Below are 25,831 nucleotides of genomic sequence, written 5' to 3' on the forward strand. Positions count from 1 at the left end.
ACTCGTCCCTCGCCGCACCCTGGGCGATTCGGGTGCTTGCACCACGCACCCGGACTGAGGGACTGTGCACCGAGACAGTCCCCGTCCGTCTTCGCAGAGTGAGGTGTGGGTCACGCGTAGGGGCCCCGTACATGACTTCTTCCCCGGCCAGGCCCCGCACCGGTGCGCTGAGCACGGTGAGCGCCGCCTCGGCCCCCTGCCCGGTGGTGGTCCTGGACACGGACGGGCACCTCGCGGAACTCAACGACCCGGCCCGTGCCCTGCTGCCCGCGGCCCGGGTCGGACAGCCCCTGTCCTCCCCGGCCTGGCTCGTCGACGCCGACCGCGCCTGCCCGGCCCCCGTCGGCGGGGAGGTGGGCGACCGGTTCTTCTCGGCGCACCCGTCCGTTCTGGCGGGCGGCGGCACGGCCTGGTGGCTGACGGAGCAGACCGCCTACCGCTCCGCCGTGGCGGAGCTGACCGCCGAGCGCGGACGCACCCGGTTCCTCACCGAGGCCTCGGCGGCCCTGCTGGCCTCGCTGAACCTCGAGCGGTGCATGGAGGTGACGGCCCGCCTCGCCACCGAGCATCTGGCCGACGCCGCGCTGGTCGTCGCGCCCACCTCGGCCAGGTCACTGCCGGTGGTCTCCTGTGACCACCGGGGCGAGCTCACCCACAGCACGGTGCCCGAGCCGCCGGACAGCGTGCCGGGCCTCGCGGAGGCGCTGCGGGGCTTCCCCCCGGTTCCCTCGCGGTGGATCGACCCCGCGACGGCCCCCGACTGGCTGATCCCGCCCGGGTTCGGCGAGGTCGGCTCGCTGGTGATCACACCGCTTCCGGGACTCGGCGTGCCGGCCGGGGCGCTGGTCCTGCTGCGCCGGGCGCAGCAGCACGCGTTCACCGAGGCGGAGGAGTCGCTGGCCGGGCTGTTCGCCGCCCGGGCCGGCGCGGCGATGTCGGCCGCCCGCCTCTACGCGGAACAGAACTCGATCTCCGACACCCTCATGCGCGAGCTCCTGCCGCCCACCCTGCGGCAGACGCAGGGCGTGGAGTTCGCGGGCGGCTACCGGGCCAGCAAGGACACGGAGCGCGTCGGCGGCGACTTCTACGACGTCCACCCGCCCGCCGAGGACTCCCCCGAGACCCTCGTGGTACTGGGGGACGTGGCCGGCAAGGGGCTGGAAGCCGCGGTGCTCACCGGCAAGATCCGCAACGCCCTGCACGCTCTGCTGCCCCTGGCCGACGACCACGCCCGGATGCTGCGTCTGGTGAACAACGCCATGCGGACCAGCCACCACACCCGTTTCGCCACCCTGGTGATGGCCTCGGTCCGCCGGGAGGAGCGCGATGTCGTGCTGCGGCTCACGTCGGCCGGGCATCCCGCGCCCCTGATCATCCGGCGGGACGGCACCGTGGAGGAGGCCGACACGGGCGGCACCCTCATCGGCGTCCTGCCGGCCATCACCTCCCGCACCGCGCGGGTCCGTCTCGCGCCGGGGGAAACCTGCCTGCTGTTCACCGACGGCGTCACCGAGGCCAGGGGCGGCCCGCTGGGCGACACCATGTTCGGTGACCAGCGCCTCAGGCGCGCCGCGGCCGAGTGCGCCGGCCTGCCCGCGGAGGCGGTCGTGGAACGCGTGCAGATGGTCACCTCGCAGTGGATCGGCGACGGGCGCCACGACGACATCGCCGTCCTGGCCATCACCGCACCGCGCGGTGCCCACCTCAGCGCGGTGGACGGGGCCACCCGGGGCAGGTACACGGCATGACCGCACACCTCACCGGCCTCGACGAGGGGCAGGACCGCCACGGCGTGGCCGCCCGTCACCCCGCGGCGCACGGCGGGTCCGCTCCGTGGGCGGACAAGCTGTGGGCCGCCGTACGGGCGGCGGACGAGTACACGGCCGTCGACGTCGTCACCGACGCCCTCGATGACGGGCTGGAGCCCGAGTCCGTGCTGCTGGACGTCATCGGCACGGTCCAGCACAAGGTCGGCCTCGAATGGGCGGCCAACCGTATGAGCGTGGCCGACGAGCACGCCGCGACCGCCATCAACGACCGTGTCATCGCCGTCCTGCCGGCCCGGCGTCCGGCGAACAGCCGGGGCCGGGTCACGGTGGCCTGCGTGGACCAGGAGTGGCACGCCCTGCCCGCACGCCTGGTGTCCGAGACGCTGCGGCTGCGCGGCTGGCACGTGGACTACCTCGGGGCGCAGGTCCCCACCGCCCACCTGATCAGCCACATCCACCGCACCGGCCCGGACGCGGTGTGCCTGTCCGGCTCGCTGCCCACCCGGCTGCCCGGCGCGCACAGCGCCATCACCGCCGTCCAGGCGGCCGGCACCCCGGTCATGGCCGGTGGCCCCGCCTTCGGTGCCGACGGCCGCTACGCCCGCCTGCTGGGCGCCGACGCCTGGGCACCCGACGCACGCGCGGCCGCGGACCGGCTCGCGGCCGGTCCGTTGAGCCGCCCGTCGCCCGCCCACCAGGCGAGCGACGACCTGCCGCACCTGCGGGACCAGGAGTACACGCTGGTCGCCAAGTCCTCCACCCGCCTGGTGCGCGACACCTTCCGGTCTCTGGAGGAGCACTTCCCCGCGATGCGGGACTACAGCGACGAGCAGCGTGAGCACACCGCCGAGGACATCGCCCACATCGTCGCCTTCCTGACGGCCGCCCTGTACGTGGACGCCGACGACGTGTTCGTCGGCTTCCTCGTATGGACCGCCGAGGTGCTCACCGCCCGCGGCGTCCCGGCCCGTTCGCTGCTGCCGTGCCTGGACCTGCTCCAGGAGCAGCTGCACGACTTCCCCCGCGCCTGCCGGCTGCTCGAGGCCGGGCGCGGCGCGCTCACCCCCCGCCCCTGACCCCGAGACGCTGGACGAACCCGTGACCCCCTCTTTCGGCACCGGCCCGCACACCGTGCGGCTGGCTCTCACCGGCGATCTGGACTACGACTCCTGCGCGGAGCTGCTCGAGCGGGTACGCAGGGCCCTCGACGACGGCGGGGAGGTCCAGGAGCTGCACCTGGACTGCCGGGAGCTGGGTCTGGTCGACTCCATGGGGCTGTCCACCCTGCTGCAGATCCACCGCTCCGCCTGCCGGGACGGCATCGCCCTCCACCTGGCCGACGTCGGCCCGGCGCTGCGCCGCCTGCTCGAACTCACCGGCACCTACGAGTACCTGACGACGCCCCGGCAGTACGAACCCCCGGCGGAGAGCGGCCACGGCCGCTCCTGAACGAAGGGGCGGTGCGGCTGCTACGGACGCAGGGCGCGCAGCAGCAGGTCGGCCAGGTGGTCGGCGACCTGCTGGGGTGTGAGGGGGCCGTCGGGGCGGTACCACGTCGACAGGTGGTGGACCGAGCCGAAGTGGTAGTCGACCACCAGGTCCGCCGGGGTCACGTCGGAGAAGACTCCGGACTTCTGGCCCTCCTCGACGAGCGCGCGGAAGCGCTCGTGGTAGCGGCGCCGCTCGGAGCGGACCTGCTTGTCCTTCTCGGGGCTGAGGTGGTGCATCGACCGCCAGAAGATCATGGCGTCGTCGAGGTTCTCGATGGTCGTCACCACGACGTCCGCGGCGGCGTGCCGCAGCCGCTTCTCGACCGGCTCGTCGGCACCGGCCACGGCGTCCAGCCGCTCCTGCTGGATGCGCAGCACGCGCGCGTACACCTCGTGCAGCAGGTCGTCCTTGGAGCCGAAGTAGTGGTACAGCGCTCCCTTGGTGACCCCGGCCGCCTCGACGATCTCCTGCACCGAGGTGCGGTCGTAGCCCTGCTCGGCGAAGAGCCGGGTGGCGGCGGCCAGGAGCCGCTGAGGCACGGGCGTGCCGTCCGAGTCCGTGGTCCTGGGCACTGCCGCCACCTGCCTTTCCGTTCTGTTGTCAGTCGCCTTGCGTACGGGAACGCAGTTCCCGCCGGAGGATCTTCCCACTGGCCGTTTTCGGCAAGTCCGGCAGGATCTCCACCTGGCGCGGATATTTGTAGGCGGCCAGTCTCTCCTTGCAGTAGGCGGCGAGCGCATCCGGGTCCGTGTCGGCGTCCGGACGCAGGCTGATGTAGGCCTTGACGGTCTCCCCGCGATACCCGTCGGGCACCCCGACGACGGCGGCCTCGCGCACCGCCGGGTGCGTGTAGAGGACGTCCTCGACCTCACGCGGCCACACCTTGAAGCCGGACGCGTTGATCATGTCCTTCTTGCGGTCGACGACGTACAGCCAGCCCTGCTCGTCCATGAAGCCGATGTCTCCGGTGCGCAGTTCGCCACCGGGGAACGTGGCGGCGGTGGCGTCCGGGCGGCGCCAGTAGCCGGGCACGACCTGCGGGCCGCTGACGACGATCTCGCCCTGCTCGCCGAAGGGCACCTCCTCGCCGGCGTCGTCGACGATCCGCACCACCGTGTCGGGGCCGGGCAGTCCCACGGCGAGAGTCCCGGAGACCGGGTCGACCGGCGCCTGAAGACCCGGCGGCACCGAGGCGCAGGGCGCGGTGCACTCGGTCAGCCCGTAGCCGTTGCGGATGTACGGCCCGAATCCGGCCCGGAACTTCTCCACCAGCGCGGGCGGCAGCGGGGCGCCGCCGGAGGAGATCACCCGGAAGGAGGAGAAGTGGTCGCGGGTGACGGAGGGGTGGGCGGCCAGCGCCATGAAAGCGGTGGACGGCCCCACCGTGTAGTGCGGACGGTGCTCGGCGAACGCGTCGAGCACCACGCCCGGCTCGAAGCGGTAGGCCAGCACGAGCGTGCCCCCGCTGGTCAGGCAGGCGCCGAACTGGCACACCATGCCCGTGATGTGGAACAGCGGCGCCAGCGCGAAGTAGACGGGCCGCTCCGGCAGCCCGAGGCCGGTGCGCTGCCGCTCGGCGTTGTACATGATGTTGCCGTGCGTGTTGGTGGCGCCCTTGGGTGTGCCGCTGGTGCCCGACGTGTAGCTGATCAGCGCGATGTCCGAGGGGCCGGGATCACGGTCCCCGGGCGCCTGGTGGCCGGCGCGGGCCACGGTCGCCAGGTCGTCGGCGTCCGGGGCCTGCGGAAGGCGCTCGAAGGTCAGCACACGTGCGTCGCCGCGGCTCTGGAAGTCGAGCTCACATCCGGTGAGCACGATCCGCACGGGCGAGTCGGCGGCCGTCTCGCGCAGATACGCCTCCCAGGCCCGGTCCGAGCAGATCAGCGCGGCGACCTCGCCGTCCCGCAGGACATGCGCGACTTCGCCCGACTTGTACATCGGGTTGACCGGCACGACGACCGCGCCCGCCTTCCAGGCGCCCAGGAGGGCGAGCACGAAGTGCGGGGAGTTCTGCAGCAGCACCGCGACGCGTTCGCCGGGCCGCAGACCGCGCGCCGCGAGGTGCCCCGCTACGGAGTCGCTGAGCTCGTCGGCCTCCCGGTAGGTGAGCCGGCCGTCGAAGTAGGCCAGGAAGTCGCTTTCGGGAGTCTCGGCCACGGCCCGGCGCAGGGCGTGCACGAGGGAGTCCGGCGGGCTGATCGCGCCCTTCTGGGCGTCGCCGAGCAGGGCGAGCCAGGGCTTGGCGGCGTAACGGGACCCGGTCACCGGTTTGCCTCCCACTGCTGCTGGATGCGGTTCATGCCGGACAGCCACCGGTCGGGGTCGCCGGCCCGCGCCTGATGGTAGGCGCCGACCTCGGGGTGCGGCAGGATCAGGAACCTGTCCTCCTCGATGCCCTTCAGCAGGGCGTCCGCCACGGTCTCCGGCTCGATCGCGGTCGGTTGGAGCACGAGGTCACCCGCGCTGCCGGTGGCGGCGAGCATGTCGGTGCGCACGCCCTGGGGGCAGATGGCGTGGACCTTCACCCCCCGGTGCCGGTACGTCAGCGACAGCCACTCGGCGAAGGCGAGCGCGCCGTGTTTGGTCACGGCGTAGGGCGCGGCCCCGATCATGGTGAGCAGCCCGGCGGCGGACACGGTCGAGACGAACCGCCCGCTGCCACGCTCCAGCCAGCCGGGCAGCAGCGCGTGGGCGGCCCGGACGTGCGCCATCACGTTCACGTCCCAGGAAGCGGCCCAGGCCATCTCGTCCAGCGGCCCGTCGGCGGCCCCGCCCTCGAAGGCGACACCGGCGTTGGCGCAGTAGACGTCGACGCTGCCGCCGAGGGCGTCCCGGGCGTCCTCGACGATCGCCGAGGCGTCACCGGGCACGGCGATGCCGCCGACCTCGTCCGCGACCCGCTTGGCCCGCTCGCCGTCCAGGTCGTTGACCACGACCCGGGCTCCTTCGGCGGCGAACCGCCGGGCCAGCGCGGCCCCGATTCCGCCGCCGCCCCCCGTGACAACGACTCCGGCGTCTTGAAAGGCTCCCACCATCGGTCTCCTCGGTCGCGGCTCTGCAATGACGTCAGACTAACCGGTCGGTATGTACCAGGGAAGGGGTACCGGGGGTGCCCCGAAAGGGGCGCGGGGCTGTACCCATATGCGGCTCCGCCGCGCGGGCGCGACCGGCCACCCACCACCCGCACCCTCCCCACGGCCCGCGGCAGCGCATACCGTGCCCATGCCGACGGTCCCCGCTCAAGGAGGTCACCGCATGCGCCCTTCCAGACGAGCCGTACTCACCACCGCCACGGCGGCAGCCGTATCAGCCACATCCACCGCATCCGCATCCGCCGCCCAACGCCGCAGGCACCTGCGCACCGGCTTCGAACGCCTCGACCACGACGGCTACACCCTGCTGGAAGGCCAGAAGGTCGGCATCGTCACCAACCCCACCGGCGTCACCCGCGACGCCCGCCACATCGTCGACGTCATGCATGCCGACGCCCGGGTCGACCTCAGGGCGGTCTTCGGCCCGGAGCACGGCTTCCGCGGCACCGCCCAGGCCGGCGGTTCCGAGGGCCGCCACGACGACCCGGCGACCGGCCTGCCCGTCTACGACACCTACCTCAAGAGCGGCCGGCCCCTCGCCGACATCTTCACCGCGTCCGGCGTCGACACGGTCGTCTTCGACATCCAGGACGTGGGCGCCCGCTTCTACACGTACATCTGGACTCTCTACGACTGCATGGAGGCCGCCCGGCTCGCCGGCAAGCGGTTCGTGGTCCTGGACCGGCCCAACCCGGTGACCGGCCGGGCGGCGCTCGGCCCGGTCCTGCACCAGGAGTTCGCCACGTTCGTCGGACGGCAGCCGATCGCCCAGGCCCACGGGATGACCGTCGCCGAGCTGGCGCGGCTGTTCAACGGCGAGTTCCTGACCGAGCCCGTGCCGCTGCAGACCGTGACGATGTCGGGCTGGAAGCGCTCGGAGTTCTACGACGCCTCCGGGCTGCCCTGGGTGCCGCCCAGCCCGAACATGCCGACGCCGGAGACGGCCCTGGTGTACTCGGGAACATGCCTGTTCGAGGGCACGAACCTGTCGGAGGGACGTGGCACGACCCGGCCGTTCGAGCTGCTGGGCGCGGAGGGCGTCGACCGGCGCTGGGCGGCGGCCGCGAACGAACTCGCCCTGCCCGGCGTGCGGTTCAGGGAGGCCTACTTCGCGCCCACCTCCTCGAAGTTCCAGGGGAAGACGATCGGCGGTGTGCAGGTCCATGTGCACGACCGGGCCGCCTTCGATCCGGTCCGCACGGGGATCGCCCTGCTCGTGACCGCGAAGAAGGTCTGGAGCGGCTTCGCCTGGCGCCCGGACAACTGGATCGACAAGCTCACCGGCTCGGCGCGCGTGCGGACGATGATCGACGCGGGTGCGGACACCGACGAGGTGGCGGCCGGGTGGCAGGAGGACCTGGCGGCGTTCCGCAGGACCCGGCGGAAGTACCTCCTCTACCGCTGAGCCGAATGCGCCCGTGACGTATGGCCAAGCTCCCCCGTTGGCAGGACGATGCGCCCACACATGGCGTCACACAGGGGCTAGGGGGCCTGTCATGGCGGATCCGGCGATGAGTGTGACTCCCTACTGGGAGCTGGTCTTCGACGCGGACGGGGACCCGGAGAGCCGCCTTCGCGACCGGCTCCTCGCCGGGGTGGCCGAGCGGGGCGTGCGCGATCTGATCGTCTTCGCTCACGGCTGGAACAACGACCGCTCCGGGGCGACCCGCCTCTGCGACCGCTTCTTCGCGCCCGTGCCGCGGCTGGCCCCGGCGGCACGGGTCGGGTACGTCGGGGTGCTGTGGCCGGCGATGCGGTTCGCCGACGAGCCGATCCCGGACTTCCCGCGGGCCGTGGCGGCCGGTCCGCCGGGACGTCCCGTGCTGGACAAGGACACCCGGCACGCGTTGCTGGAGACCTTCCCGGGCCGGGCGATCCTGGTCGACCAGATCGCCCGGCTGCTGGAGCAGCAGCCGCCGGAGGAGGCCGAACTGGAGGAGTTCGGGCGGCTGGTGCGGACGCTGGTGGAGGTGGTCGGGCCGGGGCCGCAGGCGCTGTTCGCGGCGGACACGGTGGCGGAGGGCGTGCCGCAGAGCGAGCCGGAGATGTTCGCCGGACCGTCGGCGGCGGCGTGCGAGGAGTTCGCGCGGGCGCTGGCGCAGTCCGAGGCTCCCGGGTCGCCGCGGGGCTTCAGGATCCCCAACCCGTGGGACGGTGCGCACGAACTGCTGCGGCAGGCGACGTACTACGCGATGAAGCGGCGCGCCGGGACCGTCGGCGAGCGGGGGCTCGGCCGGGTCGTCGGGCAGCTCGCGAGGGCGGCCCCGGGGGTGCGGGTGCACCTGGTGGGGCACAGCTTCGGCGCGCGGCTGGTGTCGTTCGCGCTGCGGGGACTTCCCGAGGGCGTGCGCACGGTGAAGTCGGTGACGCTGCTCCAGGGGGCGTTCTCGCACTACGCGTTCGCGGACCGGCTGCCGCACGACGCCCGGGCCGGAGGGGTGCTCCAGGGGCAGCAGAACCGTGTCGACGGGCCCTTGGTGTGCTGCCACTCCCGGCATGACGCGGCCCTGGGCACGATCTACCCGCTGGCCTCGCGGATGGCGGGTGACAGCCGGTCGGCCGCGGAGCCGGCCCTGGGGCGGGTGCTGAGCGCCAAGTGGGGCGCGATGGGCCACGACGGGGTGCAGGCGGTGCCGGGCACGCGCGCGTACACCCTCGCCGAGGCCCTGGAGGCGAGACTTCCCGCCTCGGGGTGCGTGAACGTCGACGCGGCCGCTGTGGTCCGGCGGGGCGGCCCGCCGGCCGGTGCGCACAGCGACATCCTGCACGCGGAGCTGGCCCGGCTGGTCCTGGCGGCGGGCCGCGTGCGCTGACCCGCCGCCGGACGGTGCCTCACCGGTGTGAGGTGAACTCCACGACCTGCTGGTAGGTCGGCCGGTTCTGCCAGCCGATCTTGCCGTGCTTGATGCCTCCGAGGGTGCGGTGGTTGATCGAGTCGGCGCACCACTGGTCGCCCGCCGCGCACACGTCGTCGCCGGGGTAGACCTGGGCCGCGGTCTTGCCGGCCGCCTCCTTCAGGGTGCCGAGAAGGGTGTCCCGGCAGGCGCCGAGGCTGCCGTCGCCGCAGTACTTCCTCGCGAGCGGCCCCTTCACCTGCTCGCCGAGCACCGCGCGGACGTCCTTGTCGACGTAGCTCCACCAGCCGTACTGGAAGGAGCTCCCCGCGTGCGAACCGGTCGGGCCGTGCGCTGCCGACGGGGACTCGTCGACGGGGAGGCTGGCCGTCACGGCTTCGTACAGCTCGCTGCCGAGGCCCGGTTCGAACTCGGCCTTGACCAGGAGCGGCCACCAGGCGTCCAGGATGCGGATCGCGTCGGCGTCGGCGTACTTCCTGGAGCCGGCCGCGGTCTCCGTGCGCTTGCCGCCCGCGGCGGCCCAGGCCTGGAGTTTGCTCACGGCGGCCGCCGCGGCCGGGTCGGTGACGGGTGCGCCGGTGACGACCTTCAGGAGCTTGGGCAGGACGTCCTCGGCCCGCAGGTCCGCCAGCCCGGCGTCCGCCATGGCCTTCACCAGGGCGGCGCGGGTCACCCCGCCCTGCTGGACCAGCTTCCTCACCCGGTCCTCCAGGAGGTTGCCGCGGTGCACCGAGCCGTTGCCCCAGGGCGCGGCCGTGTAGTCCCTGGCCTGCTTGTTGTTCCAGGAGACGTAGTAGTCCTGGTCGATGGAGTTCGGGTGGGCGGAGGGCGGGGTGTAGTCGGCCGTGTTGGTCGCCGGGTCCCAGCCGCGCCACTCGTGGGCCGGCCGGGCCCACGCCGGGAACTCGGAGTCGACGCCGGCCGCGCGCACCGGGTTGTCGCCGCTGTTGTAGTACGCGGTGTGTTCGGAGTCGGCGTAGAACCAGTTGAAGGTGTAGTTGATGTGCTGCACGGCTGTCTGGAAGGACTCGGGGCCCTTGACGTGGTCCGGGTCGTTCAGCATCTGGAAGCCGATGATGGAGTCGGCCTCGTGCAGGAAGGACGAGCGCAGGGTGGTGTAGGCGACCTTCTTTCCGCCGACCGTGGCGCGGTACTCGACGGGTCCGTACTTGGTGCGCCAGACGCGCATCGTGTACGAGCCGGCCGCGGTGCCGTCGGCGGTCGTGGGCTTCCAGGCGTTCTTCTGCTCGACCTTCTCCATCGGCGTGCAGGTGCCGCGGTACAGGTAGTGGTAGTCGTCCTGGCACAGCTCGACCGCGTAGGAGTCGATGATGTCCTGGCCGGAGGTCGTGGCGCTCCAGGCGTAGTCCTGGCCGCGGCCGAGTTCGACGTACATGCTCAGGCCGGCGAAGGATGCGCCGCGGGCGCTGATGCCCGGGCCCTGGATCTCCTGGAGCAGGAGCAGTTGGGGGGCGAAGTAGCCGGTCTGCGGGCCGAACACGGCGACGGGGTGGCCGCTCGCGGTGTGCTTGCCGCTGACCACGAGGGCGTTGGACATGCCGCGTTTGGCGGACGACGTGGCGGCTTTCGCGGCCTGGCCGGACGCGCCGGTCGCCGCGGCTGTCGCCGCACTGCCGGTGCGGTCGTACACGAGCGGCTCGGGCTCCACCGAACCGGCGTCGGGCAGGGCCGTGCCCTGCGGGTCGGCCGGCTTGGCGCCGTAGGGGAAGCTGCCGTCGTGCTGGGTGAGGACGGCCTCCGGGTCGTTGCGCATCCGGAAGGACTCCCAGACCTTGGTGCCCTCGGTGACGCCGTACTTCTCCTGGGCGGCCATGAGCGAGAGGGCGTTGTTCACCTCACCGCCGCCGCCCGAGCCGAACAGCGCGCCGATGACGGAGGCCAGCGCGACCAGGTCGGTGATCTTGAAGTGCTCGATGGTGCCGGCGTTGGTGATTGAGTCCTTGTGCCCGGTGAGTACGTATTCACCGGGGAAGGTGCGCCCCTTGTCGGAGGCGTCGATGTAGGCGTTGATGCCGTCGAGGTAGGCCTTGACGTCGGCGAGGGCCTGCTTGCCGCGCTCGCCGTTGGTGGCCACGGCGTTGTCGATCTGCGCCTGCAGATCGGCCTCGCTGTACGGGGCGTGCCGCCAGAACTGCTGCTCCAGGCCCTGGTTGGAGGGCGCACCGCCCGCGAAGGAGGTCAGCTGACCACGCCCGACGTGCCGGAAGACGTCCATGAGCCACAGCCGGTCCTGGGCTGCCGCGTATCCGGCGCCGAACTCCGTGCCGTACCGGGTGGTGCCGGTGATGTGCGGCACACCGGTCTTCTTGTCTCTCACGATCGTCACGTCACCGCGTCCGGCGGGTTTGACGCTGGAGGCGACCTGGTCGGCGGGGACTCCGAAGGACGCGTCGTTGAAGAAGGTGTTGATCTTGTCGTTGGTGAGGGCGGGGTAGCCCTTGGCGAGGTCGGCGTAGGGGCCGAGCTGGTCCTCTGCGTGCTCGGGCTGGGTGCCGAAGGCCTGGTTGAGGAGGATCTGGGCGAGGGTGGCGTTGCCGTTCTGGCCGGGCGGGAGGATGTCCGAACACTGGTTGCCGCAGTGGTCGTTCGCCGCGGCGGTGGACCGCGTGGCCGCTGTTTCCGATGCGGCAGCCGGGGCAAGCGGCGACAAGAGACCTGCGATCAGGGTGCATACGGATGCTGTCTTCAGGAACCCGGGGATTCCGCTGGGAGTTCTCATTCTGTCGAGAACGGTGCGTGGGGCACGCCGTGGCATGGGGGGCTCCTCCCGACGGGGGTGGGCCGGATGTTACCGCCGGTATCCCCCGGCTTGAAGATGAACAAGCGTCACTTTTTGAAGTCGGCACAACAGACACACGGATCACGGCAGTCGACCGGCGGCCTCTTCGGGCCGCTTATGGAGGCCATTTGAAATCGGATGGAGCCGATTCGCTTGTCGATACGTCTATTCGGCGACGTCCTTACGACGACGCCGAAGTGACCGGATTACAGGTGCAGGTGTGACGGAGGTGCAGGACGATGGCCGGTTTCCGGAGTCTGGCGAGACAGGTCCGCGACCCGCGGTGCGATCTGGCCCTGCGGCGCTATTCGCTGCGTAAGTGCCTTGAGAGATTCGCCCCGTACGGGCACAGGGCGACCTGGGACCATCTGTGCTCCCGGGCAGGGTTCGGCCCCGAGGACCGCTCCCCCGATCCGGCGCGGCTCGTGGCCGCACTGGAGGAACTGGAGGAGGCGCGGGCGGTCTGGCTGGCCTACGAGGTCGAGTTCGCCGAGCGCCGCAAGAAGGAGAAGCACGACGGACTGCGCAGGCCGGGCAGTGTGGACGACTGGCACCGGCTGACCTGGGGCGGTTTCGGTGTGGCATGGTGCGACGACCCGGCGGTCCATCCCCGTGAACCGCTGGCCGAGGTGCTGCGCCGGCTGATCGCCGCGCTGGAACGCGAGCCGGGCTCGGCGTGCCCGGTGTGCGGCGGCGCGCAGCTCGTCTGGAGGTACGACCTGGACCACGAACCCTCGTCCGGTCCGGTCTGCGCGGACTGCGGAATCCTGGTGCCGCGTCCCGTGCTCACGCCCGAGGCCCTGGCCTACGCCAGGCGGACCAGGTTGCTGGTGTCGGCTTGACGGATGCGGGTGCGCGGGGGGTGCGCCGGGGATGCCGCACCCCCACTGTCGGTGGTGACTGGCACCATCGACGTCATGATGCAGGTGTGTCTGAACGGTTCGCGGACGGCCGCTGACGGCGTGGCCGTGCCGCTGACCCCGGAGTCGATGGCCGCATCGGCCGCCGGGGCCGTGGCCGCGGGGGCGACGGACATCCACGTCCATCCGAAGACGCCCTGTGGACGGGACACGTTGTCGCCGACGGTGCTCGCCGTGACGCTGGCGGCTATCCGGGCGCGGGTGCCGGTGCCGGTGGGGGTGACCACGGGCGAGTGGGCCGAGCCCGACCCGGCCGCCCGGCTGGAGCGGATTCGCGGCTGGACCGTCCTGCCCGACCACGCCTCGGTCAACTGGCACGAACCGGGGGCGGAGGAGACGGCCGCGCTGCTCATGGAGCGCGGGGTCGGAGTGGAGGCCGGCATCTGGTCCGGCACGGACGGGGCGGAGCGGTTCGCGGCGTCGGCGCTGGGGCCGAGGGTGCTGCGGGTGCTGGCCGAGGTGACGGACCCGGACCCGGTGAGCGCGGTCGCTTCGGCACGGGGACTGCTGTCCGACCTGGGGTCCGCGCACGGCCGTCCCGTGCTGCTGCACGGTGAGGACGGGGGTGCGTGGCCGGTGCTGCGGCTCGCGGGGCGGTTGGGGCTGGCGACCAGAGTCGGACTGGAGGATGTGCTGGTGCGGCCCGACGGGGTGCGGGCGGGGTCCAACGCGGAGTTGGTCGCGGTGGGGCTGGCGGAGCACCGACGCTCGTGAGGCGATCGGCGCGCCGGGGCACGGCCCGCCCGTCCGTGGTGTCCCGCGGCCAGGCGCGCTCCCCTCAGCCCTGTCCCCGAGGGCCCCGTTCGACCAGCAGCCGGGAGCCGGCGAGCCGTTCGCCGAAGACGTCGTCCGGGTTGGACAGGACGCAGGTGTCGAGGGAGAGGCAGCCGCAGCCGATGCAGTCGGCGAGATGATCCCTCAGGCGGTTCAGCTGCTTGATGCGCTCTTCCAGTTCCGTGCGCCAGGCTTCGGAGAGGTGCGCCCAGTCCTCCCGGGTGGGCGTGCGTTCCTCAGGGAGCTCGGCGAGCGCCTCCCGAATCGTCGCCAGGGGGATGCCCACCCGTTGCGCCGCCCTGATGAACGCGACCCGGCGCAGCGTGTCACGAGAGTAGCGGCGCTGGTTGCCCGCGGTCCGGCGGCTGCTGATCAGGCCCTTGGACTCGTAGAAGTGCAGGGCTGAGACGGCGGCACCGCTGCGCGTGGCGAGCTGGCCGACCGTGAGCTCGTGGATCTTCTCTGGAATCCTGTGCACCCCGCGAACCCTACCGATTCCGTTGACACAGCCCCCGCGGCCGACCATGCTAAGCAGTCGCTTAGAGATATGAGCGCGCAGACTCCCGCACACGAGAGGCCTGGAAGACATGGCAGAGCCGAGGATCTTCACGTCCGTCGACGACCTGAAGTCGGCGGTGGGCGAACAACTGGGGTACACCGACTGGCTCGACATCGACCAGAAGCGGATCGACCTGTTCGCGGAGGCCACCGGCGACCACCAGTGGATCCACGTCGACGCGGAGAGGGCCGCCGCGGGCCCGTTCGGCACCACCATCGCGCACGGCTACCTGACCCTGTCCCTGCTGCCCCTCTTCGGGCCGCAGCTGATCGCCGTCGAGGGCGTGAAGATGGGCGTCAACTACGGCACGAACAAGGTGCGTTTCCCCGCGCCGGTCCCCGTCGGGTCCCGGCTGCGCGCCACCGCGACGATCAGCGGCGTCGACGAGGTGCCCGGCGGCGTCCAGGTGGCCGTCGCCTTCAGCGTGGAGCGCGAGGGCGGCGACAAGCCGGTCTGCGTCGCCGAGTCGGTGGCGCGCTACTACTTCTGAGGCCGGGGCCCGTTGTGAGACCGGGGCCCACGGCCCCTCAGGCCGTCGGGCCCCGGGCTCCGACCATCCGCAGCACGAGGTCGGCGTACAGCTCGCCGACCTCCTCCGGCGTCCGGGGCCCGCCGACGTTGAACCACCGCGCCACGTCGATGCAGAGGGACAGCACGGCGAGCGTCGTGCCGTGCACGTCGATGACGTCGAACTCGCCCGACCGCACACCCTCCTCGATGATCCCGCGCACCTCGCCGTCGACCTCACGGCGCAGCGCGAGGATCTCGGCGCGGGCGTCGGGACCCAGCGATTCGAGTTCGTACTGCACGACCCGGGCGGTGGTACGGCCGCCCGCGTGCCAGCGCACGAAGGAACTCACCGCGTCGGCGAGCCGCTCGGTGGGGCTGCCCTCCCGCCGGGACGCCGTCCGCAGGATCTCCAGGGCCTTCTCGTGGCCGATCCTGCTGATGCGGTGCAGCAGCTCTTCCTTGGTCTTGTAGTGGATGTAGAGCGCGGCCGGGCTCATCCCGGCGCGACCCGCGATGTCGCGGGTCGTCGTGGCGTGGTAGCCACGCTCGGCGAAGGCCTCCACCGCGGCCACCAGCAGCCGCCGCGCCGCGTCGGGCGTGACCTCGCCCCACGCCTGCGCCTCGCCGCCGGCCGTCTCCTCCGCCGTACTCATCGCTCGCCCCTCTCGACTGGCAGGAGCAACACCATACCGCCGAAGGTGAGCGAGCGCTTAGTGTGGCCGCTCAGCGCTTCTCGAAGGGGGTGTACGCGGGAGCCGTCCCCTCCTGCCGGTCCCGGATCACCTTGGCCAGGGTGAAGGAGGACGTGACCAGGTACAGGACGGCGATGGCGAGGAAGGCCCGCACCCAGGCGTCGGCGCTCAACTGGTAGATGCCGATGGCCGTGGCCGCCATGGCGACGGCGAAGGAGGCGACGGCCTGGCCGTAGAAGGCTGCCGTGTTCTGCTGCTTGCCCGGTGTGTCACTCATGGGGGAAAGCTTCGGCGGACGTGGCCGGCGCCACATCCGCCGAAGTACTCAGAGACGTACTCAGAACGCCGAGACACCCGTCAGCGCCCGCCCGATGACCAGTTTCTGGATCTGGCTCGTGCCCTCGTAGAGGGTCATCACCCGGGCGTCGCGCAACAGCTTGCCCACCGGGTACTCGTCGATGTAGCCGTAGCCGCCGAAGACCTGGAGCGCGTTGTTCGCGGCGCGGACGGCGGCCTCCGAGGCGAACAGCTTGGCCTTGGACGACTCCACGGCGAACGGCCGCCCCCGGTCGATGAGGTCGGCGACCCGCCAGGTCAGCAGCCGGGCGGCGTCGACGTCCAGGGCGATGTCGCTCAGCAGCTCCTGGACGAGCTGGTGGTGGGCGATGGTCCTGCCGAACTGCTCCCGCTCCCCCGCGTACCGCACGGCCGCGTCGAGGGCGGCCTGGGCGATACCGACGCAGCCCGCGGCGACGGACATCCGCCCCTTGGCGAGAGCCGACATGGCGATCGAGAAACCCTTGCCCTCCTCCCCCAGCCGGGCGCAGGCGGGTACGCGCACGTCCTCCAGGACGAGTTCGGCGGTGGCCTGGCCGCGTAGCCCCAGCTTGCCGTGGATGGTACGGCGGGTCAGGCCGGGGGTGTCGGTGGGGACGAGGAAGGCGGAGACGCCCTTGTGACCGGGGGCGTCCGTGGAGCGGGCGAAGAGCAGGACGACGTCGGCCCAGGTGCCGTTGGTGATGAACATCTTGGTGCCGTTCAGGACGTAGTCGTCGCCGTCCCGCACGGCCCGGGTCACGAGGCTGCCCGCGTCCGAGCCCGTGCCGGGTTCGGTGAGGCCGAAGCAGCCGATCGACGCGCCGGAGGTCAGCCCCGGCAGCCAGCGCCGCTTCTGCTCCTCGCTGCCGTGGGCGGCGACGGTCTTGGCGACGAGCCCCAGGGAGACGGAGACGATGCCGCGCACCGAGGAGTCGCCCCGGCCCAGCTCCTCCGTGACCAGGCAGTACGCGAGGTGGTCGCCGCCGGAGCCGCCGTACTCCTCGTCGATGGTCAGGCCCAGGAAGCCGACCTCGCCGAGCTTCTTGACGATGGCCCGGTCGACCTCCTCGGCGCGGTCCCAGGCGACCACGTGCGGGGTGATCTCGCGCTCCACGAAGTCCCGCGCGAGCTGCCGGACCGCGCTCTGCTCCTCGCCGAGCTCCAGATTCACCACAGGTCACCCCACCGCACGCCGTAAGTGTACATTTAAATTAGCACTGCTAGTTTCTTGCCGCAGCCCTACTATGTGCGCCATGGCCCGACCGCGCAAGCCCTTGCTCAGCACCGACCGGATCGTCGAGACGGCCCGCGCGCTGGTGGACGCCGAGGGACTGGCCGCCGTCTCCACGCGGCGGCTCGCCGCGGAACTGGGGGTCAGCGGGCCGTCGCTGTACAACCACTTCCGCACCAAGGACGAGATCCTGGAGGCGGTCGCCGACTCGGTGAGCGGCCAGGTGGACCTGTCGATGTTCCAGGACGGCAGGGACTGGCGGACCGCGCTGCACGACTGGGCCGTCTCCTACCGGGCCGCGCTGCGCGACCACCCGAACATCGTCCCGGTGCTGGCCCGCGGCCCCGGCCGCCGCCCGGCCGGACTGCGCCTCGCGGACGCCGTCTACGGCGCCATGGTCGCCGCCGGCTGGCCACCGGCGCAGGCCACCTCCATCGGCGCGCTGATGCGGTATTTCGTGATGGGCTCCGCGCTCGGCTCCTTCGCCGGGGGCTTCGTGGACGACGCGAGCGCCTACGACCCCGCCGACTACCCCCACCTCCAGCAGGCCCACCTCCTCTCCGAGCGGCAGGAGAAGATCGACGAGCGGGCCTTCGAGACCGGGCTGACGGCCCTGCTGGACGGGCTGGCGCGGCAGTACGAGCAGGTGCGGCGCACGGCGTAGGCGACACTTCGGCGCCCGCCGAACCGTTCGTGTTCCATGCTGGAGGGCATGACCACGAGGGACCCTCGGGCGACGGCCCTGGCACGGCTCGCCGCGCTGTTCGCGGACGAGACCCGGGCCGCGTGCCTGCTGGCCCTGCTCGACGGACGGGCCTGGACCGCGAGTGAACTGGCACGGCACGCGGGAGTCGCCGCGTCGACGCTGAGCGAACACTTGGGCCGGCTCGTCGCGGGCGGACTGCTCGCCGAGGAACGGCAGGGCCGGCACCGGTACGTCCGGCTGGCCGACGCGCGGGTCGCGCAGCTGCTGGAGGACCTGGCCGCACAGGTCGCGCCGGGCGCGGCCGTACGGCCGCGCACCCTGCGGGAGTCGAGCGCCGGCTCGGCGATGGCCCGGGGCCGCACCTGCTACGACCATCTCGCCGGGCGGCTCGGCATCGCGGTCACCGACGCGCTGACGGCACGCGGCCTGCTGGAGCAGGACACGGGGTTCGCGCTCACCGACGCGGGGCTGGCGTGGTTCGCCTCGGCCGGGATCGGCCTGGAACGCCGGGGCCGCCGTCCGCTGGCCCGGGGGTGTCTGGACTGGACCGAGCGCCGCCCCCATCTCGCGGGCGTCGCGGGCGCGGCGCTGTGCCGGCACGCCCTGAACGCGGGGTGGTGCGTGCGCATCGGCTCGGAGCGGGCCGTGAAGGTGACGGTGGCCGGTGAGCGCGCCCTCTTCGACCTGCTGGGTGTGGCGTCGACGGCGCTGCGCTGAGCCCCCGGAGCCGGTCCGGAACCTGCCGCGACACCCCGCCGGGCAGCCCGGAACGCCCGGCCCGAAAACCGCGAGCGTTCGCCCCTGCGCTCCCCCTAGCCTCGGAGACATGATGATCAACTCCCCCCACCCTTCCGCCCGCCGCGCTGAACTGCTGGCCGCCGGTGCGGCCGCGGTCACCGTCGTGCTGTGGGCCTCCGCCTTCGTCTCGATCCGCAGCGCGGGGGACGCGTATGCACCCGGCGCGCTCGCGCTCGGGCGGTTGCTGGCCGGGGCGCTGACGCTCGGGGTGATCTGCCTGCTGCGGCGGGAGGGCCTGCCACCGCGCTCGGCGTGGCGCGGGATCGCGATCTCGGGCGTGCTGTGGTTCGGCTGCTACATGGTGGTCCTGAACTGGGGCGAGCAGCAGGTCGACGCGGGGACGGCCGCCCTGGTCGTGAACACCGGGCCGATCCTCATCGCGCTGCTCGGTGCCCGGCTGCTCGGCGACCCGATGCCGCCGCGGCTGCTGGCGGGGATGGCCGTGTCGTTCGCCGGGGCCGTGACGGTGGGTCTGTCGATGTCGGGCGAGGGCGGTTCCTCGGTGCTCGGGGTGGTGCTGTGCCTGCTGGCGGCGGTCACGTACGCCGCCGGGGTCGTGGCGCAGAAGCCGGCGCTGGGCACGGCGAGCCCGTTGCAGGTGACGACGTTCGGGTGCCTGGTCGGCGCTGTGCTGTGCCTGCCGTTCGCCGGGCAGCTCGTGCAGGACGCCGCCGCGGCGCCCGCCACCGCGACGCTCAACATGGTGTATCTGGGCGTCTTCCCGACCGCCCTGGCCTTCACGACCTGGGCGTACGCCCTGTCCCGGACGACCGCGAGCCGGATGGGAGCGACGACCTACGCGGCGCCCGCCCTGGTCGTGCTGATGTCCTGGCTGTTCCTGGGCGAGGTGCCGGGGCTGCTCACGCTGGTCGGCGGCGTGCTGTGCCTGGCGGGCGTGGCGGTGTCCCGGTCGCGGTCGCGGGCGGCGGTCCGGGCCGTGGCTCCGGGAGCGGTTCCGGAGCCACGGCCCGAGGAGGCGGCGGACTCAGCCCGCTGACCCGGCCTGCGTCTCCGGCTCGGCCCGGGTCTCAGGCTCGGCCTTGGTCTCCGGCGCGATCTGTGCCTCGGCCGCGCGTGCCCGGTCCGCGAGGATCTTGATCGACACCAGGGCGATCACCGAGAGCACGACGATGTAGCCGGACACGGCCATCGAGGTGCCGGTCGCCTCCAGCAGCAGCACCATCACGAAGGGCGCGAGGCCGCCGCCCGCCACGGCCGCGATCTGGTAGCCGAGGGAGGCGCCGGTGTAGCGCATCTCGGGCGTGAACAACTCGGCGAACAGGGCGGCCTGGGGGCCGTACATGATGCTCAGGAAGCAGCTCGCGACGAACGTGCCGACCGCGAGCCACAGCAGCGAGCCGGTGTCGATCAGCAGGAAGAGCGGCACGGCCCACAGGGCGATGCCGACGGCTCCGAAGGCGTAGATCCGGATGCGGCCGACCCGGTCGGAGAGGGCCGCGGCGGCCGGGATCAGCACGAGCTGGGTGAGGCTGACGCAGAGCGAGACCATGAGCACCGGGCCCTTCTTCATGTCCAGTTCCCGGGTCGTGTAGTCGAGGACGCCGGTGATGAGGATGTAGAAGGTGGCGGTGTTCACGGCGAAGGAGCCGCCTGCCAGGAACACCGTGCCCAGGTGGCCGCGCAGGATCGTGCGCAGCGGCGAGCTCTGCTCCGACTTCTCCTTCTCGGCGAGGGCCCGTTCGGCCTCCCGGAACGCCGGGGTCTCCTCGACGCGCGTGTGGATGTACCAGGCGAGGCCGAGCACCAGCAGGCCGACCAGGAACGGCACGCGCCAGCCCCAGGCCGCGAACGCCGAGTCGCTGGTGAGCGCGCCGGCCAGCAGGAAGACGGTGTTGGCGGTGACCACGCCGATGGGGACGCCGAGCTGGACGACGCTGCCGTAGACACCGCGCTTGCCCTCCGGGGCGTACTCGGTGGCCAGGAGCATCGCGCCGCCCCACTGGGCGCCGACGGCGACGCCCTGTGCGACCCGGAGCAGGACGAGCAGGATCGGGGCGGCCACGCCGATCGTGTCGTACGTCGGCAGCAGGCCGATGGCGGTCGTGGACACGCCCATCAGGGTGAGGGCGAGGACCAGCATCGGCTTGCGGCCGCGCTTGTCGCCGAGGTGGCCGGCGACGATGCCGCCGATGGGCCGGGCGAGGAAGCCGACGGCGAAGGTCGCGAACGAGGCGAGGACGCCTGCCGTGGCGCTGCCGGCCGGGAAGTAGAGGTCGCCGAGCACGAGGGCGGCGGCGATGCCGAAGACGAAGTAGTCGTACCACTCGACGGCCGAGGCGAGCGCCGCGGCGGTGGCCACCCGGCGTCGGTTGCCGACGGCGGGCGTGGTGGTGACGGGCTGAGCGGAAGGTGCCGTGTCCATGCGGTGCACGCTCCGGGGGTGCGGGGACGGAACGGGGGGTGGCTCGAGTTCCGGGGAACGTACTGACCGGACGGTATGGACGTCAACGGGTCGTGCACCAGGACTTTTACCTGTACTTGGCATCGATCACGGGCCCGGGCATGCCGAAGGCCCCGGCCTCGCGAGGAGGCCGGGGCACGCCGGGGCCGGGGCTAGAAGACGACCAGGGCCCGGCCGCCCTTGCCCGCCAGCATGTTCTCGAAGGCCGCCGGAATGCCGTCCAGGGAGATGCGCTCGGTCACCAGCGCGCTCAGGTCGAGGCGGCCCGCGCGGATGTGTCCGGCCAGGACCGGGAGGTCTTTCGCCGGGTCGGAGTTGCCGTAGACACAGCCGGAGAGGGTGCGGCCCCAGTGGAAGATCTCCAGGGCGTTGAAGGTGACCTGCTGGTCCTTGCCGCCGATGCCGACGACCGTGGTACGGCCGCCGCGGCGGGTGGAGTCCCAGGCCGCGCGGATGCTGACCGCGCGGCCCGCGCACTCGACGGCGACGTCGACGCCCTGCTTGCCGGTGAGGCCACGGATCTCGCGGGCGGTGGTCTCGGAGGCGACGACGTAGTCGGTGGCGCCTGCCGCCCTGGCCAGGTCCTCCTTCCCGGGCGACACGTCCACCGCGACGATCTTCGACGCGCCCGCGATCCGGGCGGCCTGGAGTGCGGCGAGGCCCACTCCCCCGACGCCGAACACCGCGACCGTCTCGCCCTGGCGGACCCGGGCCGCGTGGTGGACGGCTCCGTAGCCGGTGAGGACGGCGCAGCCGAGGAGGGCGGCGTCGGTGAGCGGGACACCGTCCGGGACGGGCAGCACGCAGGACGCGGAGACGACCGTCTCCTCGGCGAACGCGGCGACGTTCAGACCGGGATGGAGGCCGGTGCCCTCGGTGGTGCGGGCGTAGACGTCGGCCGCGCCCTTGAGGGCGTTGGCGCACAGCCATACCTCGCCGAGCGAGCAGGCGTGGCACCCGCCGCAGGACGGGGCCCAGTTGAGGACGACGCCGTCGCCGGGCGAGACGTGGCCGACCCCCTCGCCGACGGCGACGACCGTGCCGGCGCCCTCGTGTCCGAGGACGGCCGGGACGGGCACGCGCATGGTGCCGTCCGACAGGGACAGGTCGGAGTGGCACACCCCGGCGGCGGCGAGCCGGACCCGGACCTGGCCGGGTCCGGGGTCGGGCAGTTCGATGCCGGTGATCTCCAGTGGGGAGCCGACGGCGGGCAGGACGGCGGCGCGGACGGCCATGACGGAGGGACTCCCCTGGACTAGAACTGAAGGGACTTGGTCTGGAGGTACTCGGCCAGGCCGTGCACGCCGAGTTCGCGGCCCACGCCGGACTGCTTGTAGCCGCCGAAGGGGGCGAGGGGATTGAAGCGGCCGCCGTTGATGTCGACCTGGCCGGTCTCCATGCGGCGCGCGAAGGCCACCGCCTCGGCCTCGTCCCCGGCCCAGACGGCGCCGGCCAGGCCGTAGACGGTGCCGTTGGCGATGCGCAGGGCGTCCTCCTCGTCCTCGTAGGCGAGGATCGACAGGACGGGGCCGAAGATCTCCTCCTGCGCGATGGTCATGTCCTCGGTGACGTCGGCGAAGACGGTAGGGCTGACGAAGTAACCCTCCTCGCGCGGGGCTTCGGGGCCACCGGCGACCAGCCGGGCACCCTCCGCGACGCCCTTCTCGATGTAGCCGCGGACCCGTTCCTGCTGTTTGGCGTTGACGACGGGGCCGATGCGGTCGCCGTACTTGGCGGCGGCGGCAGCGGCGAGCTCGACGGCCTCGTCGTACCGGTCGCGGTGGACCAGCATCCGGGTCCAGGCGCTGCACGTCTGCCCGGAGTTGGACATGACGTTGGCGACCCCGACGTTGACCGCCTTGGCGAGGTCGGCGCTCGGGAGGATGACGTTGGCGGACTTGCCGCCCAGTTCGAGGGCGACCTTCTTGACCTGCCCGGCGGCGATCGCGGCGATCCGCCGGCCGACGGCGGTGGAGCCGGTGAAGGAGACGAGGTCGACACCGGGGTGCTCGGCGAGGGCCTGGCCGGCGACCGGGCCGAGACCGGTGACCAGGTTGAAGACACCTGCCGGGACACCCGCCTCGTGCACGGCGTCGGCGAAGAGCCGGGCCACCAGCGGGGTGTCCTCGGCGGGCTTCACCACCACCGTGCAGCCCGCCGCGAGGGCCGGGGCGACCTTGGCGACGATCTGGTGCAGCGGGTAGTTCCAGGGCGTGATCGCGGCCACGACACCGACCGGCTCCTGGTGCACCACCGAGTTGCCGGTCTTCTCCTCGAAGGCGTACGTCGCCGCCAGCTCCGCGTACGAGCCCGCCACCGCGATCGGCACGCCCGCGTGGACGGCCTGGGAGAACTTCAGCGGCGAGCCCAGTTCGGCCGTGACGGTCTCGGCGATCTCGTCCGCGCGGGCCACGAGCACGTCCCGGAGGGCGGCCAGCCGCGCCGCCCGCTCGGCCGGCGGGGTCGCGGCCCAGCCGGGGAGAGCGGCGCGGGCGGCCCGTACGGCGGAGTCGACGTCCACGGCGGTGCCCGCGGGGACGGTGCCGATGACCTGCCCGTCGACCGGGTTCACGACCTCGATCACGTCCTGGCCGGCGGCGGGGCGCCAGGCGCCGTCGATGTACATGCCGTCGTGTGCCTTCATCGCGCTTCCTCCGGGGCGGGGCGTCGTCGTCCGCCACATAAACTAGCGGCGATAGTTTTCTGGCGCCAGACACCACCGGTCATGAGAGCACGCGGACGGTCACACCCGGATGTGCCGCTCCTCACTCCCCCAGGTCGGGCAGGCGATCCGGGTGCGGGCAGATGCGGTCGCCGTGTTGGTCGAAGACGAAGAGGTGGGCGAGGTCCACCAGGAGCGGCACCTGCATGCCGTGGCGCAGTGCCAGGTCCGGTGTGGTGCGGACGATGAGGTCGCCGGGCAGGCGGGCGTCGGCGGTCGCGGCGGTCGCGGTCCTCTGTGGGTCCTCGGGGTGGTCCACGGCGATCACGGATCCGGCCCGTCCGGCACCGGACCGCTCCCGCAGCCGGGTGAGGACCGAGCCGTCGCGGCGCCGCCGCGCGGGGCGGCCGGGGCGGGGGCGCGCGGCCTCCAGTTCGGCCACGACGGCGGGGGTGGAGCCGGTATTGAAGTGGACCAGGATCTCGTGCCCCTGGAACTCCACGTGCTCGACCAGGCCGGTGATCGGCACCTCGCCGGGGCGGGCCGAGTTGTGGTGGGCGATCCGGACGGCCTCCGAGCGCAGGCCGACGATGACCTCGCGGCCCTGCTGGACGCGCAGCAGCTGGTGATCGAGGGAGAGCGGCTCCGGCAGCCGCAGGAACTGCTTGCCCAGGCTGATGGTCATCGCCCCGTCGAGCGGAGCGCGCACCAGGCCGCGCAGCAGGTTGATGCGCGGGGTGCCGATGAACGCGGCGACGAAGACGTTGCCGGGCAGCGCGTAGACCGCACGGGGGCTGTCGACCTGCTGCAGCACCCCGCCGCGCAGCACGGCGACGCGGTCGCCGAGCGACATGGCCTCGGCCTGGTCGTGGGTGACGTAGACCGTGGTGACGCCCAGCTCTGTGGTGAGCCGGGATATCTCGGCCCGCAGGTGGGTGCGGAGCTTGGCGTCGAGGTTGGACAGCGGCTCGTCCATCAGGAAGGCGGAGGGGTGGCGGGAGATGGCCCGGCCCATCGCGACCCGCTGGCGTTCGCCGCCGGACAGCTGCCCGGGCAGGCGGTCGAGGAGGTCCTCGATGCCGAGCATACGGGCGGTGGCGTCCACCCGGGCGCGATGATCCACGCCCGGGGACTCGATGCGCAGCGGGAAGCCGATGTTGTCGCGGCTGGTCATGTGCGGGTAGAGGGCGAAGTTCTGGAAGACCATCGCCATGTCCCGGCCGGACGGCGGCAGGTCGTTGGCGTACTGGCCATCGAGCAGCAGCCGGCCCTCGTCGATCTCCTCCAGCCCGGCGATCATCCTGAGGACGGTCGACTTGCCGCAGCCGGACGGGCCCAGCAGCACGAGGAACTCGCCGGGCGTGATGTCCAGCGTCAGCCGGTCCACCGCGCGAGGGCCCCGTGGGTAGGCCTTGCTCACGTCGTGCAGGGAGATGGCGCGTGTCATGAGGGGCCCCCGAGGGGTCATCCGGGCGATGGTGCTCCGCGATCGGAAGCCCCGTGCGGGTCGTACGGGGCTGTGGGTCACGGAAGTTAACGGAATGTGCGCGGCCGGGGGAAGACATCGGGCGAGATCGGGGGCTTCGGTCCCATCTGGCGAGAAGGCGGACAGGTCCGATCCGGCCATCGGCGGGACCGGGCCGGGTCAGCGGATGCCGGTGAGATGGGCGAAGACGACCAGGTTGCCGGAGTAGCCCTTCCTGCGGTCGTAGGAGCCGCCGCAGGTGATCAGCCGCAGCTCGGGGCGGCCCCGGGCCCCGTACACCTCCTGGCTCGGGAAGTGCGCCTTCTCGTACGACTTGATCCTGTCGACCCTGTAGACGGCGGTCCGCCCGTCGGCGCGCCGGGCCTCGACGATCCGGCCCCGCTTCAGTTCGGTCAGCCCCGCGAAGACGGCGGGCCCGCTGTCGGTGTCCAGGTGCCCGACGGCCACGGCGGTGCCCCGCTCGCCGGGGGAGGCGCCGTGCCGGTACCAGCCGACCAGCTCGGGGTCGTCGTCCGGCGGCGCGGTGAGGCGGCGGTCGCGGTCCAGGCCGAGGGCCATGACCGGGGCGTCGACGCCGAGGTAGGGGATGAGGAGGCGAGTGGCCCGGGAACGGGGCAGGGGGTGGAGGCCGGCGGGTGGGCGGGGCTTGCGGGCGCCGGGGCCGGCGGGCCTGGCGGCAGGGCGCTGCGGTGCGGTCGCGGTGCGGCCGGGGGGCCTGGCGGGCTTGGCGCTGCGGAGCCCGGGGG

The 25,831-nt window shown here is 72.5% G+C and carries 24 protein-coding genes; 11 read left to right on the plus strand and 13 right to left on the minus strand.

What is annotated here, in order from left to right:
- The first annotated feature begins 131 nt into the window (after positions 1-131).
- The 3 genes from ADK65_RS29070 to ADK65_RS29080 are packed head-to-tail and all read left to right on the plus strand — an operon-like array spanning position 132 to position 3,218.
- A complete protein-coding gene (locus ADK65_RS29070) occupies positions 132-1,748 on the plus strand; it encodes a PP2C family protein-serine/threonine phosphatase (RefSeq protein ID WP_078956194.1) in 1,617 nt (538 codons plus the stop codon).
- Complete coding sequence (locus tag ADK65_RS29075; protein WP_078956195.1) at positions 1,745-2,845, plus strand: cobalamin B12-binding domain-containing protein; 1,101 nt, start codon at positions 1,745-1,747, stop codon at positions 2,843-2,845. The genes ADK65_RS29070 and ADK65_RS29075 overlap by 4 nt, the downstream gene beginning before the upstream one ends.
- A gap of 22 nt (positions 2,846-2,867) precedes the next feature.
- The gene (locus tag ADK65_RS29080) at positions 2,868-3,218 is read left to right on the plus strand and encodes an STAS domain-containing protein (RefSeq protein WP_063788061.1); all 351 of its coding nucleotides are present in this window, start codon (positions 2,868-2,870) and stop codon (positions 3,216-3,218) included.
- A gap of 20 nt (positions 3,219-3,238) precedes the next feature.
- Here ADK65_RS29080 and ADK65_RS29085 read toward each other — a convergent pair whose 3' ends face one another.
- From ADK65_RS29085 to ADK65_RS29095, 3 genes are read right to left on the minus strand one after another with little or no spacing between them, the layout of a single operon-like run.
- Positions 3,239-3,832 carry a TetR/AcrR family transcriptional regulator gene (locus ADK65_RS29085; RefSeq protein WP_053673962.1) on the minus strand — a complete coding sequence of 198 codons (594 nt, stop codon included), beginning with the start codon at positions 3,830-3,832 and terminating at the stop codon, positions 3,239-3,241.
- Between the two features lie 28 nt (positions 3,833-3,860).
- Positions 3,861-5,525, minus strand: a complete 1,665-nt coding sequence (locus ADK65_RS29090; RefSeq protein ID WP_053673963.1) for a class I adenylate-forming enzyme family protein — start codon at positions 5,523-5,525, stop codon at positions 3,861-3,863.
- Positions 5,522-6,295, minus strand: coding sequence for an SDR family oxidoreductase (locus tag ADK65_RS29095; RefSeq protein WP_053673964.1), 774 nt, complete (start codon positions 6,293-6,295; stop codon positions 5,522-5,524). Before ADK65_RS29095 ends, ADK65_RS29090 begins: the two co-directional genes overlap by 4 nt.
- Positions 6,296-6,515: 220 nt before the next feature.
- On the opposite strand from ADK65_RS29095, the gene ADK65_RS29100 reads away from it, so the two are divergent.
- Both ADK65_RS29100 and ADK65_RS29105 read left to right on the plus strand, forming a co-directional pair.
- Entirely contained in the window at positions 6,516-7,757 is a 1,242-nt protein-coding gene (locus ADK65_RS29100; RefSeq protein ID WP_053673965.1) for an exo-beta-N-acetylmuramidase NamZ domain-containing protein, read from the plus strand.
- Positions 7,758-7,848: 91 nt separating this feature from the next.
- Positions 7,849-9,165, plus strand: a complete 1,317-nt coding sequence (locus ADK65_RS29105) for a serine/threonine protein kinase (protein WP_053673966.1) — start codon at positions 7,849-7,851, stop codon at positions 9,163-9,165.
- 19 nt (positions 9,166-9,184) lie between these two features.
- On the opposite strand, the gene ADK65_RS29110 is transcribed toward ADK65_RS29105, so the two are convergent.
- On the minus strand, positions 9,185-11,983 hold the full coding sequence (locus tag ADK65_RS29110) for a penicillin acylase family protein (RefSeq protein ID WP_078956197.1): 2,799 nt from the start codon (positions 11,981-11,983) through the stop codon (positions 9,185-9,187).
- A gap of 263 nt (positions 11,984-12,246) precedes the next feature.
- Here ADK65_RS29110 and ADK65_RS29115 point away from each other — a divergent pair, with 263 nt between their 5' ends.
- Positions 12,247-12,849 (plus strand): hypothetical protein, encoded by a 603-nt coding sequence (locus ADK65_RS29115; RefSeq protein WP_053673968.1) that lies wholly within the window; start codon positions 12,247-12,249, stop codon positions 12,847-12,849.
- 75 nt (positions 12,850-12,924) lie between these two features.
- Complete coding sequence (locus ADK65_RS29120) at positions 12,925-13,641, plus strand: 3-keto-5-aminohexanoate cleavage protein (RefSeq protein WP_053673982.1); 717 nt, start codon at positions 12,925-12,927, stop codon at positions 13,639-13,641.
- A gap of 64 nt (positions 13,642-13,705) precedes the next feature.
- Here the strand turns inward: ADK65_RS29120 and soxR are convergent, their stop codons facing one another.
- Positions 13,706-14,179 carry a redox-sensitive transcriptional activator SoxR gene (soxR, locus tag ADK65_RS29125; RefSeq protein ID WP_053673969.1) on the minus strand — a complete coding sequence of 158 codons (474 nt, stop codon included), beginning with the start codon at positions 14,177-14,179 and terminating at the stop codon, positions 13,706-13,708.
- A 109-nt stretch (positions 14,180-14,288) separates the two neighbouring features.
- Here soxR and ADK65_RS29130 point away from each other — a divergent pair, with 109 nt between their 5' ends.
- The gene (locus ADK65_RS29130; protein WP_053673970.1) at positions 14,289-14,750 is read left to right on the plus strand and encodes a MaoC family dehydratase; all 462 of its coding nucleotides are present in this window, start codon (positions 14,289-14,291) and stop codon (positions 14,748-14,750) included.
- Between the two features lie 37 nt (positions 14,751-14,787).
- Here the strand turns inward: ADK65_RS29130 and ADK65_RS29135 are convergent, their stop codons facing one another.
- The 3 genes from ADK65_RS29135 to ADK65_RS29145 all read right to left on the minus strand — a co-directional run bounded on the left by ADK65_RS29135 (position 14,788) and on the right by ADK65_RS29145 (position 16,951).
- Positions 14,788-15,423: a TetR/AcrR family transcriptional regulator gene (locus ADK65_RS29135; protein WP_053673971.1), complete on the minus strand. Its 636-nt coding sequence runs from the start codon at positions 15,421-15,423 to the stop codon at positions 14,788-14,790.
- Between the two features lie 70 nt (positions 15,424-15,493).
- Positions 15,494-15,739: a YiaA/YiaB family inner membrane protein gene (locus tag ADK65_RS29140; protein WP_053673972.1), complete on the minus strand. Its 246-nt coding sequence runs from the start codon at positions 15,737-15,739 to the stop codon at positions 15,494-15,496.
- A gap of 60 nt (positions 15,740-15,799) precedes the next feature.
- Positions 15,800-16,951 carry an acyl-CoA dehydrogenase family protein gene (locus ADK65_RS29145; RefSeq protein ID WP_053673983.1) on the minus strand — a complete coding sequence of 384 codons (1,152 nt, stop codon included), beginning with the start codon at positions 16,949-16,951 and terminating at the stop codon, positions 15,800-15,802.
- Positions 16,952-17,024: 73 nt separating this feature from the next.
- Between ADK65_RS29145 and ADK65_RS29150 the strand changes: the two genes are divergently transcribed.
- From ADK65_RS29150 to ADK65_RS29160, 3 genes are all read left to right on the plus strand, one after another.
- Entirely contained in the window at positions 17,025-17,675 is a 651-nt protein-coding gene (locus tag ADK65_RS29150) for a TetR/AcrR family transcriptional regulator (RefSeq protein ID WP_199825725.1), read from the plus strand.
- 36 nt (positions 17,676-17,711) lie between these two features.
- Complete coding sequence (locus ADK65_RS29155; protein WP_199825726.1) at positions 17,712-18,434, plus strand: winged helix-turn-helix domain-containing protein; 723 nt, start codon at positions 17,712-17,714, stop codon at positions 18,432-18,434.
- Positions 18,435-18,543: 109 nt separating this feature from the next.
- The gene (locus tag ADK65_RS29160; protein ID WP_420709105.1) at positions 18,544-19,512 is read left to right on the plus strand and encodes a DMT family transporter; all 969 of its coding nucleotides are present in this window, start codon (positions 18,544-18,546) and stop codon (positions 19,510-19,512) included.
- Here ADK65_RS29160 and ADK65_RS29165 read toward each other — a convergent pair.
- The 5 genes from ADK65_RS29165 to ADK65_RS29185 form a co-directional block, all read right to left on the minus strand.
- On the minus strand, positions 19,501-20,898 hold the full coding sequence (locus tag ADK65_RS29165; RefSeq protein WP_053673974.1) for an MFS transporter: 1,398 nt from the start codon (positions 20,896-20,898) through the stop codon (positions 19,501-19,503). The two genes, ADK65_RS29160 and ADK65_RS29165, sit on opposite strands and share 12 nt — an antisense overlap.
- Positions 20,899-21,089: 191 nt before the next feature.
- Positions 21,090-22,172 (minus strand): Zn-dependent alcohol dehydrogenase, encoded by a 1,083-nt coding sequence (locus tag ADK65_RS29170; protein ID WP_053673975.1) that lies wholly within the window; start codon positions 22,170-22,172, stop codon positions 21,090-21,092.
- 20 nt (positions 22,173-22,192) lie between these two features.
- Entirely contained in the window at positions 22,193-23,581 is a 1,389-nt protein-coding gene (locus tag ADK65_RS29175) for an aldehyde dehydrogenase family protein (RefSeq protein WP_053673976.1), read from the minus strand.
- Between the two features lie 121 nt (positions 23,582-23,702).
- Positions 23,703-25,046: an ABC transporter ATP-binding protein gene (locus ADK65_RS29180; RefSeq protein WP_053673977.1), complete on the minus strand. Its 1,344-nt coding sequence runs from the start codon at positions 25,044-25,046 to the stop codon at positions 23,703-23,705.
- 198 nt (positions 25,047-25,244) lie between these two features.
- On the minus strand, positions 25,245-25,831 hold a 587-nt coding region (locus ADK65_RS29185), incomplete at its 5' end, for a class F sortase (RefSeq protein WP_234352985.1).

Source organism: Streptomyces sp. NRRL B-1140, from assembly GCF_001280065.1.
GTDB lineage: Bacteria > Actinomycetota > Actinomycetes > Streptomycetales > Streptomycetaceae > Streptomyces.

Coding starts and splice junctions, on each gene's coding strand:
- ADK65_RS29070 (WP_078956194.1), top strand. CDS start 132: ATGACTTCTTCCCCGGCCAGGCCCCGCACCGGTGCGCTGAGCACGGTG.
- ADK65_RS29075 (WP_078956195.1), top strand. CDS start 1,745: ATGACCGCACACCTCACCGGCCTCGACGAGGGGCAGGACCGCCACGGC.
- ADK65_RS29095 (WP_053673964.1), bottom strand. CDS start 6,295: ATGGTGGGAGCCTTTCAAGACGCCGGAGTCGTTGTCACGGGGGGCGGC.
- ADK65_RS29100 (WP_053673965.1), top strand. CDS start 6,516: ATGCGCCCTTCCAGACGAGCCGTACTCACCACCGCCACGGCGGCAGCC.
- ADK65_RS29105 (WP_053673966.1), top strand. CDS start 7,849: ATGGCGGATCCGGCGATGAGTGTGACTCCCTACTGGGAGCTGGTCTTC.
- ADK65_RS29110 (WP_078956197.1), bottom strand. CDS start 11,983: ATGCCACGGCGTGCCCCACGCACCGTTCTCGACAGAATGAGAACTCCC.
- ADK65_RS29115 (WP_053673968.1), top strand. CDS start 12,247: ATGGCCGGTTTCCGGAGTCTGGCGAGACAGGTCCGCGACCCGCGGTGC.
- ADK65_RS29120 (WP_053673982.1), top strand. CDS start 12,925: ATGATGCAGGTGTGTCTGAACGGTTCGCGGACGGCCGCTGACGGCGTG.
- ADK65_RS29130 (WP_053673970.1), top strand. CDS start 14,289: ATGGCAGAGCCGAGGATCTTCACGTCCGTCGACGACCTGAAGTCGGCG.
- ADK65_RS29135 (WP_053673971.1), bottom strand. CDS start 15,423: ATGAGTACGGCGGAGGAGACGGCCGGCGGCGAGGCGCAGGCGTGGGGC.
- ADK65_RS29140 (WP_053673972.1), bottom strand. CDS start 15,739: ATGAGTGACACACCGGGCAAGCAGCAGAACACGGCAGCCTTCTACGGC.
- ADK65_RS29150 (WP_199825725.1), top strand. CDS start 17,025: ATGTGCGCCATGGCCCGACCGCGCAAGCCCTTGCTCAGCACCGACCGG.
- ADK65_RS29155 (WP_199825726.1), top strand. CDS start 17,712: ATGCTGGAGGGCATGACCACGAGGGACCCTCGGGCGACGGCCCTGGCA.
- ADK65_RS29160 (WP_420709105.1), top strand. CDS start 18,544: ATGATGATCAACTCCCCCCACCCTTCCGCCCGCCGCGCTGAACTGCTG.
- ADK65_RS29165 (WP_053673974.1), bottom strand. CDS start 20,898: ATGGACACGGCACCTTCCGCTCAGCCCGTCACCACCACGCCCGCCGTC.
- ADK65_RS29170 (WP_053673975.1), bottom strand. CDS start 22,172: ATGGCCGTCCGCGCCGCCGTCCTGCCCGCCGTCGGCTCCCCACTGGAG.
- ADK65_RS29175 (WP_053673976.1), bottom strand. CDS start 23,581: ATGAAGGCACACGACGGCATGTACATCGACGGCGCCTGGCGCCCCGCC.
- ADK65_RS29180 (WP_053673977.1), bottom strand. CDS start 25,046: ATGACACGCGCCATCTCCCTGCACGACGTGAGCAAGGCCTACCCACGG.